Annotated in this window: 19 protein-coding genes; 12 read left to right on the top strand and 7 right to left on the bottom strand. The window is 66.8% G+C overall.

Annotated features, from left to right (window positions below; all coding sequences use genetic code 11):
- Positions 1–25 precede the first annotated feature (25 nt).
- The 7 genes from phnG to phnN are packed head-to-tail and all read left to right on the top strand — an operon-like array spanning position 26 to position 5,015.
- On the top strand, positions 26–481 hold the full coding sequence (gene phnG / locus AAGA11_08010; GenBank protein MEM9602792.1) for a phosphonate C-P lyase system protein PhnG: 456 nt from the start codon (positions 26–28) through the stop codon (positions 479–481).
- Positions 481–1,044, top strand: coding sequence for a phosphonate C-P lyase system protein PhnH (gene phnH, locus AAGA11_08005; protein ID MEM9602791.1), 564 nt, complete (start codon positions 481–483; stop codon positions 1,042–1,044). The genes phnG and phnH overlap by 1 nt, the downstream gene beginning before the upstream one ends.
- Entirely contained in the window at positions 1,044–2,135 is a 1,092-nt protein-coding gene (locus AAGA11_08000; protein MEM9602790.1) for a carbon-phosphorus lyase complex subunit PhnI, read from the top strand. Before phnH ends, AAGA11_08000 begins: the two co-directional genes overlap by 1 nt.
- Positions 2,132–2,989 (top strand): alpha-D-ribose 1-methylphosphonate 5-phosphate C-P-lyase PhnJ, encoded by an 858-nt coding sequence (locus AAGA11_07995; protein ID MEM9602789.1) that lies wholly within the window; start codon positions 2,132–2,134, stop codon positions 2,987–2,989. Before AAGA11_08000 ends, AAGA11_07995 begins: the two co-directional genes overlap by 4 nt.
- Entirely contained in the window at positions 2,986–3,765 is a 780-nt protein-coding gene (phnK, locus tag AAGA11_07990; GenBank protein ID MEM9602788.1) for a phosphonate C-P lyase system protein PhnK, read from the top strand. Before AAGA11_07995 ends, phnK begins: the two co-directional genes overlap by 4 nt.
- 9 nt (positions 3,766–3,774) lie before the next feature.
- The gene (phnL, locus tag AAGA11_07985; GenBank protein MEM9602787.1) at positions 3,775–4,458 is read left to right on the top strand and encodes a phosphonate C-P lyase system protein PhnL; all 684 of its coding nucleotides are present in this window, start codon (positions 3,775–3,777) and stop codon (positions 4,456–4,458) included.
- Positions 4,455–5,015: a phosphonate metabolism protein/1,5-bisphosphokinase (PRPP-forming) PhnN gene (gene phnN / locus AAGA11_07980; protein MEM9602786.1), complete on the top strand. Its 561-nt coding sequence runs from the start codon at positions 4,455–4,457 to the stop codon at positions 5,013–5,015. Before phnL ends, phnN begins: the two co-directional genes overlap by 4 nt.
- Here the strand turns inward: phnN and AAGA11_07975 are convergent.
- The gene (locus AAGA11_07975; GenBank protein ID MEM9602785.1) at positions 4,997–5,668 is read right to left on the bottom strand and encodes a DUF1045 domain-containing protein; all 672 of its coding nucleotides are present in this window, start codon (positions 5,666–5,668) and stop codon (positions 4,997–4,999) included. The two genes, phnN and AAGA11_07975, sit on opposite strands and share 19 nt — an antisense overlap.
- 49 nt (positions 5,669–5,717) lie before the next feature.
- On the opposite strand from AAGA11_07975, the gene AAGA11_07970 reads away from it, so the two are divergent.
- A complete protein-coding gene (locus tag AAGA11_07970) occupies positions 5,718–6,857 on the top strand; it encodes an alpha-D-ribose 1-methylphosphonate 5-triphosphate diphosphatase (GenBank protein MEM9602784.1) in 1,140 nt (379 codons plus the stop codon).
- A 168-nt stretch (positions 6,858–7,025) separates the two neighbouring features.
- On the opposite strand, the gene AAGA11_07965 is transcribed toward AAGA11_07970, so the two are convergent.
- Positions 7,026–7,568 carry an NUDIX hydrolase gene (locus AAGA11_07965; GenBank protein MEM9602783.1) on the bottom strand — a complete coding sequence of 181 codons (543 nt, stop codon included), beginning with the start codon at positions 7,566–7,568 and terminating at the stop codon, positions 7,026–7,028.
- A gap of 93 nt (positions 7,569–7,661) precedes the next feature.
- On the opposite strand from AAGA11_07965, the gene AAGA11_07960 reads away from it, so the two are divergent.
- Both AAGA11_07960 and AAGA11_07955 read left to right on the top strand, forming a co-directional pair.
- On the top strand, positions 7,662–8,387 hold the full coding sequence (locus AAGA11_07960; protein MEM9602782.1) for a hypothetical protein: 726 nt from the start codon (positions 7,662–7,664) through the stop codon (positions 8,385–8,387).
- Between the two features lie 112 nt (positions 8,388–8,499).
- On the top strand, positions 8,500–8,973 hold the full coding sequence (locus AAGA11_07955; GenBank protein MEM9602781.1) for an FKBP-type peptidyl-prolyl cis-trans isomerase: 474 nt from the start codon (positions 8,500–8,502) through the stop codon (positions 8,971–8,973).
- A gap of 21 nt (positions 8,974–8,994) precedes the next feature.
- Here AAGA11_07955 and AAGA11_07950 read toward each other — a convergent pair whose 3' ends face one another.
- Positions 8,995–10,161, bottom strand: a complete 1,167-nt coding sequence (locus AAGA11_07950; protein ID MEM9602780.1) for an FAD-dependent oxidoreductase — start codon at positions 10,159–10,161, stop codon at positions 8,995–8,997.
- A 242-nt stretch (positions 10,162–10,403) separates the two neighbouring features.
- On the opposite strand from AAGA11_07950, the gene AAGA11_07945 reads away from it, so the two are divergent.
- The gene (locus tag AAGA11_07945; GenBank protein ID MEM9602779.1) at positions 10,404–10,826 is read left to right on the top strand and encodes a GtrA family protein; all 423 of its coding nucleotides are present in this window, start codon (positions 10,404–10,406) and stop codon (positions 10,824–10,826) included.
- 21 nt (positions 10,827–10,847) lie between these two features.
- Here the strand turns inward: AAGA11_07945 and AAGA11_07940 are convergent, their stop codons facing one another.
- The gene (locus tag AAGA11_07940; protein ID MEM9602778.1) at positions 10,848–11,396 is read right to left on the bottom strand and encodes a hypothetical protein; all 549 of its coding nucleotides are present in this window, start codon (positions 11,394–11,396) and stop codon (positions 10,848–10,850) included.
- A 183-nt stretch (positions 11,397–11,579) separates the two neighbouring features.
- On the opposite strand from AAGA11_07940, the gene AAGA11_07935 reads away from it, so the two are divergent.
- Positions 11,580–11,990, top strand: coding sequence for a hypothetical protein (locus tag AAGA11_07935; GenBank protein MEM9602777.1), 411 nt, complete (start codon positions 11,580–11,582; stop codon positions 11,988–11,990).
- 6 nt (positions 11,991–11,996) lie between these two features.
- Here the strand turns inward: AAGA11_07935 and AAGA11_07930 are convergent, their stop codons facing one another.
- From AAGA11_07930 to AAGA11_07920, 3 genes are all read right to left on the bottom strand, one after another.
- A complete protein-coding gene (locus AAGA11_07930; GenBank protein ID MEM9602776.1) occupies positions 11,997–12,533 on the bottom strand; it encodes an acyloxyacyl hydrolase in 537 nt (178 codons plus the stop codon).
- A gap of 103 nt (positions 12,534–12,636) precedes the next feature.
- Positions 12,637–13,005, bottom strand: a complete 369-nt coding sequence (locus AAGA11_07925) for a VOC family protein (GenBank protein MEM9602775.1) — start codon at positions 13,003–13,005, stop codon at positions 12,637–12,639.
- A gap of 29 nt (positions 13,006–13,034) precedes the next feature.
- Entirely contained in the window at positions 13,035–13,619 is a 585-nt protein-coding gene (locus AAGA11_07920; GenBank protein ID MEM9602774.1) for a DUF2087 domain-containing protein, read from the bottom strand.
- Between the last annotated feature and the right edge of the window lie 31 nt (positions 13,620–13,650).

Raw genomic sequence — 13,650 nt, 5'->3', positions numbered from 1 at the left:
TCTAGTACTCGAACGAGTGGAACCCGTGAACGACACGACCGACACCCTGAACGACCGGCAGGCCTGGATGAGCCTGCTGGCGAAAGCGCCCGAGGGCCGGGCCGCCGAACACCTGGCGGGGCTCGCGCCCCTGCCCACGTTCACGTGGTTGCGCGCACCCGAGATCGGCAGCGTCATGGTGCGGGGTCGCGCCAGTGGCACGGGCGCACCGTTCAATCTCGGCGAGATGAGTGTCACGCGCTGCAGCCTGCGGTTGTCGAACGGCGCCGTCGGCCACGCCTATGTCCAGGGGCGGCGCAAGCGCTGCGCCGAAGCAGCCGCACTGGTCGACGCGCTGATGCAAACCGAGCAGGCCGACACGGTGCGCACCCAGGTGCTCGAGCCCTTGCGCTCGGCACACGCGACCGCCAAGGCCGCACGGGCCGCCAAGGCCGCCGCGACCAAAGTGGATTTCTTCACCCTGGCACGCGGAGAAGACTGATGGACACGCACGCGCTCGAGGGCGGATTCACGCAACCCGACGTGCAGGCCGCACACGCGTTCCGCGGCATCATGGCCGCCCTGGCCCGACCCGGAACCGTTCACCGGCTGAGCGGTGCGGCACCGCCAACGCCTCTGTCGGCTGCAGCGGCGGCCTGCCTGCTGACCCTGTGCGACACCGACACGCCGGTCCACCTTGCGGGCGACATCGACACGCCCGCCGTCCATGACTGGATGGCCTTCCACACCGGCGCGCCGCGCGTCGACCGCAGCGACTGTGCGTTCGCGGTGGGTCGCTGGGAGCAGCTGCTGCCACTCGCGGACTACCCCGTCGGCACGCCGGCCTACCCCGACCGGTCGGCAACGCTGATTGTCGAGCTCGACGCGCTGACCCAATCGGGCGCCACCTTGCGCGGCCCCGGTATCCGGGACACCGCGCACGTGTCGCTACCGGACATCAGCGCCTTCCAGCGCAACCACCGGCAGTACCCCCTCGGACTGGATTTCGTTTTCGCGTGTGGCGATCAGGTGGCCGCCCTGCCCCGGTCGACGGAGGTGAACTGATGTACGTTGCGGTCAAAGGCGGCGAACGCGCCATCGAGAACGCCCACGCGTGGCTGGCCGAGGAGCGCCGCGGCGACACGGCGGTCTCCGAGCTCGGTGTCGACCACATTCGCGAACAACTTCGACTCGCTGTCAACCGGGTGATGTCGGAGGGCTCGCTCTACGACCCGGACCTCGCGGCACTGGCCATCAAGCAGGCCCGCGGTGACCTGATCGAAGCGACGTTCCTGGTGCGCGCCTACCGCACCACACTGCCCCGCTTCGGCGCGTCCCGGCCGGTCGACACCGCGGCCATGGCCTGCGATCGACGCGTCTCGGCCACCTTCAAGGACGTGCCGGGCGGTCAGGTGCTCGGTCCGACATTCGACTACACCCACCGCCTGCTGGACTTCACGCTGCTCGCCGACGGCGAGCCCGCCACCGCGCCCGTGCGCGACACCGACCCCGAGCCGGTGCCGCGTGTCAGCGATTTCCTCAACCGTGAAGGCCTGATGGAGGCGGTGCCGCAACACGACAGCGAACCGCCTGACCTGACGCGCGAGCCACTGGAAATGCCAGCGGATCGCGCCCTGAGATTGCAAGCCCTGACCCGCTCGGACGAGGGTTTTCTGCTCTCCCTCGCCTACTCGACCCAACGCGGCTACGCACGCAACCACGCCTTTGTCGGCGAGCTGCGCATCGGCGCGGTCGTGGTGGAAATGGACATCCCGGAACTCGGTTTCGCGATCGAGATCGGCGAGATCACCCTGACCGAGTGCGAGACCGTCAACCAGTTCATGGGCTCGAAGACCGAGCCCCCGCAATTCACCCGCGGGTACGGGCTGGTGTTCGGCCACACCGAGCGCAAGGCGATCTCCATGGCCCTGGTCGACCGTGCCTTGCGCTGGGAAGAGCTCGGTGAGGATTTCGTCGGTGCACCTGCACAGGACACCGAGTTCGTGCTGTACCACGCCGACAACATCCAGGCGACCGGTTTTCTCGAGCACATCAAGCTGCCGCACTACGTCGATTTTCAGTCCGAACTGGAACTGATTCGCAAGCTGCGCACCGAGGCCACGGAACACGCCGCCAACCCGCAGAGTGCCGCATGAGAGACGAAGCCTACAACTTCGCCTACCTGGACGAACAAACCAAGCGCATGATCCGACGCGCCATCCTCAAGGGGCTGGCGGTGCCGGGCTACCAGGTGCCGTTCGCCGCACGCGAGATGCCGATGCCCCACGGCTGGGGCACCGGCGGTGTGCAGGTCTCGGCTGCGGTGATGACCCCCGACGACCGCTTCAAGGTGATCGATCAGGGGGCGGACGACACCACCAATGCGGTGTCTATCCGGCAGTTCTTCGAGCGCACGGCCGGGGTCGAGACAACCACGCACACGCGCGAGGCCTCCTTGATACAAACACGGCACCGCATCCCCGAAGTGCCACTGACCGAAGACCAGATCCTGGTGTACCAGGTGCCGATCCCGGAGCCCCTGCGTTCTCTCGAGCCGCGCGAAAGCGAAACGCGCAAGATGCACAGCCTCGAAGAGTACGGCCTGATGCACGTCAAGCTGTACGAGGACATCAGTCGACACGGCCACATTGCGACGGCGTACGCCTACCCCGTCCGGGTCGAAGACCGTTACGTGATGGACCCGTCGCCCATCCCGAAATTCGACAACCCCAAGCTCGGCGAGTGCCCGGCCATACAGCTCTTCGGCGCCGGCCGCGAGCAGCGCATCTACGCGCTGCCGCCCTACACCCGCGTCGTGAGCCTGGATTTCGACGACCACCCCTTCGACCCCTCGAAGGCCAACCACGCCTGCGCGCTCTGTGGCGCGGACACGAGTTACCTCGACGAAGTCATCGTCGACGACGCCGGCAACCGCCTGTTCGTGTGCTCCGACACCGACTACTGTGAAGACCGACGCGCAGCGGGATACCGCGGCAAGGACGCAGCATGAGCCAACCCACCCCCCTGTTGTCGGTGCGCCAACTCGACAAGTTCTACGGCGCGCACATCGGTTGCGCCGACGTCAGTTTCGACCTCTACCCAGGCGAAGTCATGGGCATCGTCGGCGAGAGCGGTTCGGGCAAGTCCACGCTGCTCAACTGCCTGGCCGGCCACCTGCCACCCGACAACGGCGAGGTGGTGTTCGACACCCGCGTCGACGGGCCGCGCGACACCGTCGTGATGTCCGAACCCGAGCGCCGCATGCTCTCGCGCACCGATTGGGCCTTCATTCACCAGCACGCGCGCGACGGTTTGCGCATGGGCGTGTCGGCGGGCGGCAATGTCGGTGAGCGCATGATGGCCGTCGGCGCACGCCACTACGGCAGCATCCGCGACAGCGCACTCGACTGGCTGACGCGCGTTGAAATCGACGAGGCGCGCATCGACGACCGCCCGAGTACCTTCTCGGGCGGGATGCAGCAACGCCTGCAGATTGCGCGCAACCTCGTCACCAACCCGCGCCTGATCTTCATGGATGAGCCCACCGGCGGCCTCGATGTCTCGGTGCAGGCCCGGCTCCTCGACCTGCTGCGCGGCCTCGTGCGCGACATGGGGCTGTCCGCCATCATCGTTACCCACGATCTCGCCGTGGTCCGTTTGCTCGCCGACCGGCTGATGGTCATGAAGTCGGGCTACGTGGTCGAGAGCGGCCTGACCGACCAGGTGCTCGACGACCCACAACACCCGTACAGCCAGCTGCTCGTCAGCTCCGTCCTGCAGGTCTGAGACACCGCCATGATCGAACTCAACGACGTCGCCAAGACCTTCACGCTGCACAACCAGGGCAGCGCGGTGATTCAGGTGCTCGAGGGTGTGTCCTTCCGTGTCGACCCGGGTGAGTGTGTCGCCCTGATGGGTGCCTCGGGCTCGGGCAAGTCCACCCTGATGCGCCTGATCCACGGCAACTACCTCGCCGGTCAGGGCGTCATCCGGGTCGGCGATGTCGACATGGCCTCCGCCGAGCCACGTGAGATCATCGCCACCCGGCGCGAGGTGCTGGGCTATGTCAGCCAATTCCTGCGCGTGGTACCGCGCGTCCCGACCCTCGCGGTGGTCGCCGAGCCGCTGCGTGCGCTTGGCGTGTCCGAGGCCGACGCCGAAGACCGCGCACGCGAACTGCTGCGCGAACTCAACATTCCCGAGGCCCTGTGGTCGCTCTCGCCCACGACCTTCTCGGGCGGTGAACAGCAGCGCGTCAACATCGCGCGCGGCTTTGCCCACGCCTTTCCGGCCATGTTGCTCGACGAGCCCACTGCCAGCCTCGATCCGGTCAACCGCGAAGTGGTGTTGTCGCTGATCGAACGGGCCAAGGCCCGCGGTGCCGCGATCGTCGGCATTTTCCACGACACGGAGGCGCGAGACCGGGTCTGCGACCGGGCGATCGACATAAGCGCCTTCACACCGGAGCAGGCAGCGTGAACCGCGACAGCCTGGACGCAGGCCGGCTGATCGCCGTCGTCGGGCCTTCCGGCGTCGGCAAGGACAGCGTCATCGACGGCATGCTCGCAGCCGACACGCGACTGCGGCGTGTGCGCCGTGTGGTCACGCGCGAAGCCGGTCTACCCGGCGAAGACCACATACCGATGGACGCCGAAGCCTTCGGTGAGGCCGTGTCCGCCGGCGCCTTTTGCCTGCACTGGCACGCCCACGGGCTGTCCTACGGCATCCCCTTGCACGTGCTGCGCGACGTGGCGGCCGGCGAGCACTGCGTGGTCAACCTGTCTCGAGACGCGGTGCGCGACGCCGTGGCCCGGTTTCCAGCCGTGATTGCCTTGCATGTCACGGCACGCCCCGAGACCATCGCGGCGCGGTTGGCCCAGCGCGGCCGCGAGAGCCTCGACCAGATACGGCACCGGCTCGCGCGGTCGAACCGACCGTTGCCGGACAGCGTTGATGTTGTCCACATCGCGAACGACGGTTCGCTCGACGACGCGGTCGCAGCCGCCTTGCGGGCGCTTCAACCGGTCAGCGCGTAGCGCTCGATGAGCTCAAAATGACCATCCTCGCGCTCACCCACCAACGCCAAGCTCGAAACGGTGTACGGCGCCGGCAGGGCGGGCAGGAAGGACACCACCGTGGCATACCACGCGTCGAGCGCGTCGGCGCCAAGGACGCCGGTCAAGGTGATGTGGAAGCGGAAGGCCTCCAGCACGTAGGGGTAGCCCCATTCCAGCAACAGCGCGTCCTGGGCCGGTGTGAGGCCGACGGCACGCCGCCGCGCCATCTCGGCGTCACTCGGCATCGCGCGAAAGCAGTCCAGCGCCGTCACGCAGCGCGCCGCGAGGGCGGATACGTCGCTCGCGTCACCCACCGGCACCAGCGCGAGAAAGCGTCCGAGCGTCGCGACGCGCAAGCCATCGCAGCGCGCAGGTGCCGTACACAACGCAAGCGCGGCAACGGCCTCTTTCAGGGCATCGAGATCGACGCCGTCCACCAGACGGAACGGGGCTTTCAGCGTGCCGTGGAAGCCGTATTTCCGCGGTGTCATCGTGACGTCATCGAGGCCGGGCAGCGTAGGCGAGTCGCACACCGTGCCGCGCTCTGCGTCCCAGCCGAGCCACGCGGCACCGTGCCGCGCCAATTCGGCATCCGCCGGCAGATCGTACAGTGCAAAGCGAGAGTAGGTCATGACATTATCCCTGGCTGCTGACCGTATAGCAGCGGCAGATGACAGCGCCGTGTCAGGCACCGTCAGTCTCGCCAACGCCAACCTGGTATTGCAAGACCGTGTACTGAGAGGGTACGTCAGCGTCGAGGACGGTGTCATCACGGAAATTGGCGAGGGCGCCCGCGTGCCCGACGGCGGCGTCGACTGCCAAGGCGACCACGTCGTGCCGGGCCTCGTGGAGCTGCACACCGACAACCTCGAGCGCCACATCGAACCGCGGCCGGAAGTGCACTGGCCATTGACCGCCGCGATCATCGCACACGACGCCGAGCTCGCTTCAACCGGCATCACGACCGTGTTCGACGCGCTGCGCGTCGGCTCGATCGTGTCGCGCGATGTGCACTACGGCGCCTACGCGCGCAAGCTCGCCACGGCATTGCTGCGCGCACGTGCCGCAGGGGTGCTGCGCATCAGCCATTTCCTGCATCTGCGCGCCGAGGTGTGTTCGGAAACCCTGACCTCGGAACTGGCCGAATTCGGCCCGGCCGACCGGGTTGGTATCGTCAGCCTGATGGACCACACACCGGGGCAACGCCAGTTTCGCGACCTCGACGCCCTGAAGGTGTACCTCGGCAAAAAACGCAACATGAACGACGACGCGTTCCGCGAACACGTTGCCGCCCAGCAGGCACTGCATGCCCGCGTCGGCATCCAACACGAAGTCACGGCCGTGGCCGAGGCGGCCCGCTACGGCGCGGTGCTCGCAAGCCACGACGACACCACCGCAGCTCAGGTGGCGACGTCCCACACACACGGCGTGCAGATCGCGGAGTTTCCGACCACAGTCGAAGCGGCTGCCGCCTGCCGCGAGCACGGTATCCACATCATGATGGGCGCGCCCAACATCATCCGCGGCGCGTCGCACTCGGGCAATGTGTCGGCGCGCGCGCTCGCCGAGGCCGACCTGCTCGACATCGCCTCGTCGGACTACGTGCCCGCTGCGCTGCTGCTGTCAGCATTTCGTCTGGCGGACCTCTGGCAGGACCTGCCGCGCGCGATCAACTGTGTCTCGCACAACCCCGCTGTCGCCAGCGGGTTGCTCGACCGCGGCCGCATCGCCGTAGGGTGCCGGGGCGACCTGCTGCACGTGGCCGTGCACGAGGGCACGCCACGCGTGCGCAGCACCTGGTCGAAGGGCACGCGCGTCTAGCAGGTTGCTGAAAAACGTAGCGAGAGACTCAAGTACAAGGCGCGAGCAGCGCAGAGGCCGAGACATATCAAGCAGATAGGCTCGGTCCGAGCAGCGCAGCAACGCGGTAATTGAGGCTCGCAGTAGTTTTTCAGCATCCTGCTAGCGCGCTCCCCAGTCCGGTTCAGGTCAGAGCGCGCCCTTGGCTTTCGCGAGACCGTAGGCGCACAGGGTGGTCGAGTCCTTGACCTCGCCCGATGCGATCATCGCCTCGAACGTCTCCACCGGGAACGCCCGCGAGATCAGCCCCTCCTCCTCCTGGTCGAGGCGCGTTTCGCCAGCCGACTCGAGCTCGCTGGCGAGGAACACCCAACACGCCTGGTTCGAGTACCCGGGCACCAGGTGCACCTGCCCGAGGCAGCGGAGCCGGTGGGACACCAGGCCGGTTTCCTCGCGCAATTCGCCGGCCGCGAGCGCCTCGATCGGCGCGTCGGGGCGTTCCTCCCAGGCGCCCTGCGGCGCCTCCCAGAACCGCGCGCCCACCGGGAAGCGGTACTGCTCGACCAGGTGAATCTCCCCGCGGTCGATCGGCAGCAACACCACGCAATTGGGTTTCTCGACCACGCCGAATATTCCCTCGGCGCCGCTCGGGCGGCGAATGCGGTGTTCGCGCACCGTCATCCACTTGTTCTGGTAGGCAACAACGCTGTCGATCGATTCGATTTCAGCCACGGCGGGGTCTCTTCGTGTGCGGTCGTGCAGCCACCGGGGGCGGGCTGCATACTGAGCATAGTCCGAGACCCCACCCACTCGCCGAGCGCACCCATGCACCGAGCCGACGCCAGCGAAAACAACCTCGCGTGGTATTGCCGCGTCATGGACGCGCACGGCCTCGCCTACGCCTGCGACGCCGACCTCTGGGCACTCGCGCGCGACCGCGCGCCGCCCTACTACTCCGACATCGTCACCCGCGTTGCAGGTGACCCCGAGCGGCAGCTCGCTGCCATCGACGCCATCGTGGCAGAGCGCCGACCCCACCCGCTCGGCGTGGCCGACTGTGCGGCCGCGCTCGACGTCGCCGCCATGGCAGCGCTGGGCTTCAGGATCCTGTTCGACGCCGAGTGGTTTGGCGTCGATGACGCGGTCAAGCCCGAGCGGGAGACCGCGTTGCGTTTCGAGCGGGTGACGACCGCACCTGAACTCGCCGATTGGGAAGCCCGGTGGCGCCAGTGGTCACCCTCACCTGCAGGCCGCGTCTTCCCACCCGCCGTGTTGCAGCATGCAGACAACGCCTTCTGGACCCTCCGCGATCGCGAGCATGCCGTGGGCGGTGCGATCACGCACGTAGACCGACACGGCATCGGCCTGTCCAATGTGTTCGTCGGTACCGAGCCTGCCCGCGCGGGGGTGTTGCGCGACGCCGTTCGGCACGCGATGGCGCTGACAGACGACCGCCCTGTTGTGGGCTACGGTGACGCTACCGACCTCGACGACCTCGCGCCGCTGACGGTGTCGCCTTTGGGTCGCCACCGCATCTGGTTGCACCAGTGACCCGATCAGCCGTCGCGTGTTGGCCACAGAAGACAGCGATCAGTCGCTATACTGCGCTGCCTACCCGCGCGGTGTCTGACGCGGACGCCGACCTGACCCCTGAGTGACTCCCATGAAATTTGTTCTCATCCTGATCGCCGTTTTCCTTGTCGCGTACATCGCGATGCAGTTCATCGGCAGTGGCAAAGCCAAGGAGAACATCGCGCTCGGCAAGCAGTTTCTCGATGCCAACGCGGGCGAGGACGGCGTCGAGGTGACGGCGTCCGGCTTGCAATACAAAGTGCTGACCGAGGGCAGCGGATCTGACCACCCCGGCGCGCGGGACCGGGTGAAGGTGCACTACCACGGCACACTCATCGATGGCACGGTGTTCGACAGCTCGGTTGACCGCGGCGAACCCATCACATTCGCCTTGAATCAGGTGATCCCGGGCTGGACCGAAGGCCTGCAGCTCATGGTCGAGGGTGAGAAAACACGGCTCTTCATCCCGAGCAACCTCGCCTACGGCAACCGCGCGGCGGGCAAGATCGCACCGGGCTCGACGCTGGTCTTCGACGTCGAGTTGTTGGCGATCAACCCCGACTGAACACCGCCGCACGGCGCCTCATCAGGCCCCGAGCATCTCGCGCACGGCGCGCGCCGCTGAGCGCGCCGCGGTGTGCACACTGCTCCAGTCGTCGCCCTCGGTGTAGGCCGTGCCGGCGAAATACAGCCGCTCGCCCACGCGCTTGCCAAGGGTGCGCACGCGCCGCCAGTTCTCGTGGCTGACCACGTAGGCGCCGTTGATGAAGGGCTCGGTGTTCCAGTTCTGGAAGGTGTGCTGCAGGTAGTGGCGTGAGGCCTGCCCCTCAAAGAGGGCGTCGAGTTCCGCCAGCATGTAGGCGATCAACGCGTCGTCGTCGAGCGTGACGTAGGGCAGCGTACCGGTGCCGACGGCGAAGAGCCCGAGCACGTGCCGGTCGACACGTTGCCCGTAGGCCGCGTCGTAGTACAGCTTCTGGCCCGCCGTTTCGGGCGTGATCTCGAAGGCGACAGCCGCCGGGTAGAAGGTCTTCGAGAACTCGATGAAAGCCTTGCAGCCGTCCCAGACGCGCACGCGGTCGATCGCCGTTTGCTTCCAGCCCGGCAGCGGCGGCGAAAAGGCAATGGCACTGCGCTGCAGCTGTTTGACCGGCACGGTGACAACCACACGCTTGGAGGTGTAGGCGGCTTCCCGCGTGCGCACCACCACCGCGTCGGCGGTGTAGTCCACCGACTCGACAACGGCATTGTAGCGGATGTGCTCGGCCACCGACGGCAGGATGTAGCGCTCGTAGAAATCGAGCCAGGTGGCGCCGATGAACTTGCTTTCGATCGCGAAGCCGATGTCCCGCATGGTGTAGCGATCGCCTTCGAAGAGCGCGTAGTCGGTGCGCGGGTTGTATTGCGTGGTCGGCACGTCGACGTCGACGGTGTCGTCGTTGACGATCTCCTCGAGGATGTCGGTGTCGACGTGGATCCACTCGGCGCCGAGCGGGACCGGGAAGTCGACAAAGTCGGCCGTGCGTTTCATGCGGCCGCCGGGCTGCGCCGCCGCCTCGAGGATCGTGAAGGGGATGCCGAGTTGCTGCAGCAGATAGCCCGTCGTGAGGCCTGCCGCACCCGCACCGATGACCGTGACGCGCCCGACTGTCGTCGCCCCCGCCGGGGTGCCCGCGCAGGCGGCCAGCGCCGCCGCCGCGGGTGCGCCGAGCCCGAGCGCCCTCGCCATCGCCAGAAACCGCCGCCTGTTCACTGTCGTCTCCCCGTTGCCGCGTGCCACCAGCCGCGACATTGTACGCCTGCCGATGTCTGGGTGCGTGCGCAGGCGTGTCGCGGGAGCCAATCGCACCACTGCAGCCCGGACGCCAAACCGGCAGAATAGTGATCCACCGCATCGCGCTTTCGTGCGAAAACCGAATGCAGTCCCCATATTTGGCCTGTTGCCTTGCACGGGCTTCGGTACACTAGGGTGAAACGCTCTGTCTGGGGTCTGTCGTGTCTGTCCTGGGACGCTTGCTACGCATCACGTTCTTCTGCTACATCCTCGGCGGCTGCCTCGCGGCGGGGATCCACATCTCGATTGTGGCCGGACTGGTGGAGCTCGCCGCGGTCGACAAGGAGGACGCCAACTCCATCGGCTTTATCTTCGGCGTCATCGTGAACTACCTGTTTCAGGCCTTCATCACCTTCAGCAGTGAAGTGCAGTACCACTTGCAGCAGTTTCCGCTGTTCGTCGGCTTCGCCGTGATCGGGCTTGGCATCAACCGTTTCATCTTCAGTTTCAGCATCCACGAGCTGCACGTGCAGTACCTGATCGCGACAGCCATGGCCATCGGCGTGGTATTCCTGTTCAACTTCACCTGCAACAAGCTCATCACCTTCCGCCGGCCCGGCGACACCCGCCCACCGCCTGACTAGCTCGCGCCGCGACGCCTGTGGTCACCGCAGCGGCGCGCGTTCCCAGGCCGAGAGACGCAGGGGCACTTCGGTGCAGCGTGCCAGCAGCAACACCCGCCACCGATCAGCTGGGGAGAAGGTCTCCGCTGAGTCTTCACCAACCGACAGGCACACGTCGAAACCGCGCAGTCGCAGTTGCCCGTTCGACTGCCAGTCAAAGCGCTGCAGACGTGATGCGTCGAAAAACGCACTCTGGTGACCGCACGGGCGCAGCAACACCGCCGTCCCGGGCAACACCGTGTTGTTGACACCGAAGGCCGTCACGCACACGCCGGGACCGGGAAAGCGCAGCCAGCCCTCGCGGCTCACGCGCACACTGCTATCCGGCGTGGGGCCGGATTTGCAGTTGTGTGCAAACAACGGCAGGTCGAGGCGCAGGTTCGAGCCAGTGCCCACGATGTCCAGGCAATAGCCATCACGTGGCCGGTCGAGGCGGTCCTGCAACCGCACGTGCACAACGTCACGGGCAGCGGCCACGGTGGTTGCAACGGCGAAGAACACGCAGAGCGCACAGCGCCAATCGATTGTCATACCCCGCCCCCGTCTCGTCATCTCACCCTCCGGCCTCGACACCACCGCCAGTGTGCAACAACACGGCCACAGACACCCGGCTCGAAAACGGTACACCCGCGCCCGCGTTTTGCGAACTGCGTCACATCTGTTCCCGCCTGAAATGGGCATTCTGTCTCAAAGTCGAAGCACACCTTGAGAAAAATGAAAGTGCAGTCACAAAACGGCGTCACCGGCCCGGCCCGCACCCACCTGCGCCGCGTCTTGTCCACGTCCCTGGCACTGGGCGACACCGTCGTCGGCATGGATTGCCCCTGGGACACCGACGACGCGCCACGCCAACGGTTCACCGTGGAGCGGGAGGCCGAACTCGCCGTCCTGCACGCGCTTGAGCAGACCGTGTACATCGAAGTCGCCCCGACCCGCGCGAGCGACGCGGACGGCGGTGACGGCTGCCGCGAACTGCCCGACACCGACCTGCCGTTGGTGGTGTGGTTGGAGACCGACCCGGAGGCGAGCACATCGCCCGACCCGACAGACACACGCCCGTGGTGGCAGCGCGCGTGGTACCGACTTTGGCCCAAGCGCGCCACGGCCAGCGGGTCGAGCGACTGACCCGCGTCAGTAGGTGTAGGCGTACGACAGCATGAAGATGTCGATGCCGTGGTTCGGCTCCTTCATGTTGGCGTTGGAGTAGTGCATGTACCGAAAATTGAGGTCGTGCGCGTTGTCCTTGCCGAAGGTCAACCCGACGCCCAAGCGGTCTTCGAACTGAAACCGCGTCGAGAGGTTGCGGAAGCGGATGGTCTTGTCGGACAGGTAACCGACGCCGATACCGAACTCGGCGTAGGGTTGCACGCGGGCCCCGCCGACGAAGTGGTAGGTGAACACGGGTGAGTACGCGACGCCGGTGATCGACTCCTCGCCGGTCCACCAGTGGTTCAGTGACACCTCGTGAAACCCCGACACGAAGCCGCGCTCGGTTTCGTACCACCGCCGACCGAACGCCAATTGCAGCCCTGACCTGAAAATCGCGATCGAGTCTCGGCTTTCGCCAACGCCGTAGACAATGCCGTCAAAGGCGGGGGCGGTGCCGCTCCACACGCTCGCCGCGCCGGCGAACAGAATCGGGTACAAGGTCGAATGCCAAGAGCGCACGTCCGCTTCCACGGGCTGGGTCACAGGGCGCGAAAGCCTACCACGAGCGGCACCGGCCGGCACCCCGCGCCGGCGCCAGCGCATTGGCGATGCTCGGGCGGGCTCAGTCGGTGTTCTGACCGATGCGCCAGACCACGCCGGTGGGGTCGCTCAGGCAAAAGTCGCGCATGCGCCACGGTTGCTGCTCGACCGGAGACAGCGTCACGCCGTAGCGCTCGACCACGCCGGCGTCGTCGATGTGCTGCCACCAGGCGTCGACGTCGGTCACCAACAGGTGCATGGTGAAGTCCTGCGCCAGCCCGTCCGTGCAGAAATCCTGCAACAGGAAGCTCGCGTTGCCCCGGTAAAAGTAGGCAACGCCCCCGCCCTCGGACGCCATCGTGAAACCGATGTCGGTGTAGAAGCGCTTGGACTGTGCGAAGTCGCGTGCGGGCACGAAGGCCTTGATTTCAGTGACGTTGAGTGCGTCCACAGCGGCGACTCCGGTTGGGTGCCGCCACTCTACCGCGTTGCGGGCGCCGCCGAGGGCGCGTCCGTGTGGACCTGCGCGCGCTGTCGACGTCGATCCCGCAAACTGCGCATCACGGCCCGCGCCTCCGCAGACGGGGCCTGCTCGACCCGCCGGTAGCGGGAGCCGTCAGTCTCGCGGGTCAGCAAACCGCACGCGATCAAGGTGCGGCGCAACGTGGCCGGGTCGCCGAACAGGTGTTCACCCTCCAGCACACGGTTGATGTCTTTTTCCGAGAGCTCGGTCGCGGCCGGCAGCACCGCCCAGAGCCCCCAAAGCGCCAAGGTCTGCACGGCGCGGCGGGTTGGCCATTGCTGCAGTCGGCCCTCCGCGTCGAACTGCCGCAGCGAGCGCTCTACTGCGCGCACATCGGTGGGGGGCGAGTCCAACGGTGGGTTGGGCCGCCGCGTTGCTGTGGTCGCGGCACGCATGTGTTGTGCATTCTGGAAGCCCGCCGAGCGGGCCACCATGTTCAGCAGTGTGAGGTGGGCGGGGCTGGCGTCACCGAGTTGGCGTGACAGCGCGCGCGTGAACGCCGACAGATCGTCGACCTGAAGCGGAACGGGTTTCTTGCTCATGGTGCATCCACAGCGGGCGCGCTGGGTGATC

This window comes from Pseudomonadota bacterium, assembly GCA_039196715.1.
Lineage (GTDB): Bacteria > Pseudomonadota > Gammaproteobacteria > CALCKW01 > CALCKW01 > CALCKW01.
This window is presented reverse-complemented; position numbering and strand designations above follow the sequence as displayed.

Excerpts from the sequence above, each read along its gene's own strand:
- phnL (MEM9602787.1), top strand. The coding sequence starts at position 3,775 with ATGATCGAACTCAACGACGTCGCCAAGACCTTCACGCTGCACAACCAG.
- AAGA11_07960 (MEM9602782.1), top strand. The coding sequence starts at position 7,662 with ATGCACCGAGCCGACGCCAGCGAAAACAACCTCGCGTGGTATTGCCGC.
- AAGA11_07975 (MEM9602785.1), bottom strand. The coding sequence starts at position 5,668 with ATGACCTACTCTCGCTTTGCACTGTACGATCTGCCGGCGGATGCCGAA.
- phnH (MEM9602791.1), top strand. The coding sequence starts at position 481 with ATGGACACGCACGCGCTCGAGGGCGGATTCACGCAACCCGACGTGCAG.
- phnK (MEM9602788.1), top strand. The coding sequence starts at position 2,986 with ATGAGCCAACCCACCCCCCTGTTGTCGGTGCGCCAACTCGACAAGTTC.
- AAGA11_07920 (MEM9602774.1), bottom strand. The coding sequence starts at position 13,619 with ATGAGCAAGAAACCCGTTCCGCTTCAGGTCGACGATCTGTCGGCGTTC.
- AAGA11_07995 (MEM9602789.1), top strand. The coding sequence starts at position 2,132 with ATGAGAGACGAAGCCTACAACTTCGCCTACCTGGACGAACAAACCAAG.
- AAGA11_07955 (MEM9602781.1), top strand. The coding sequence starts at position 8,500 with ATGAAATTTGTTCTCATCCTGATCGCCGTTTTCCTTGTCGCGTACATC.
- AAGA11_07940 (MEM9602778.1), bottom strand. The coding sequence starts at position 11,396 with ATGACAATCGATTGGCGCTGTGCGCTCTGCGTGTTCTTCGCCGTTGCA.
- AAGA11_07935 (MEM9602777.1), top strand. The coding sequence starts at position 11,580 with ATGAAAGTGCAGTCACAAAACGGCGTCACCGGCCCGGCCCGCACCCAC.
- AAGA11_08000 (MEM9602790.1), top strand. The coding sequence starts at position 1,044 with ATGTACGTTGCGGTCAAAGGCGGCGAACGCGCCATCGAGAACGCCCAC.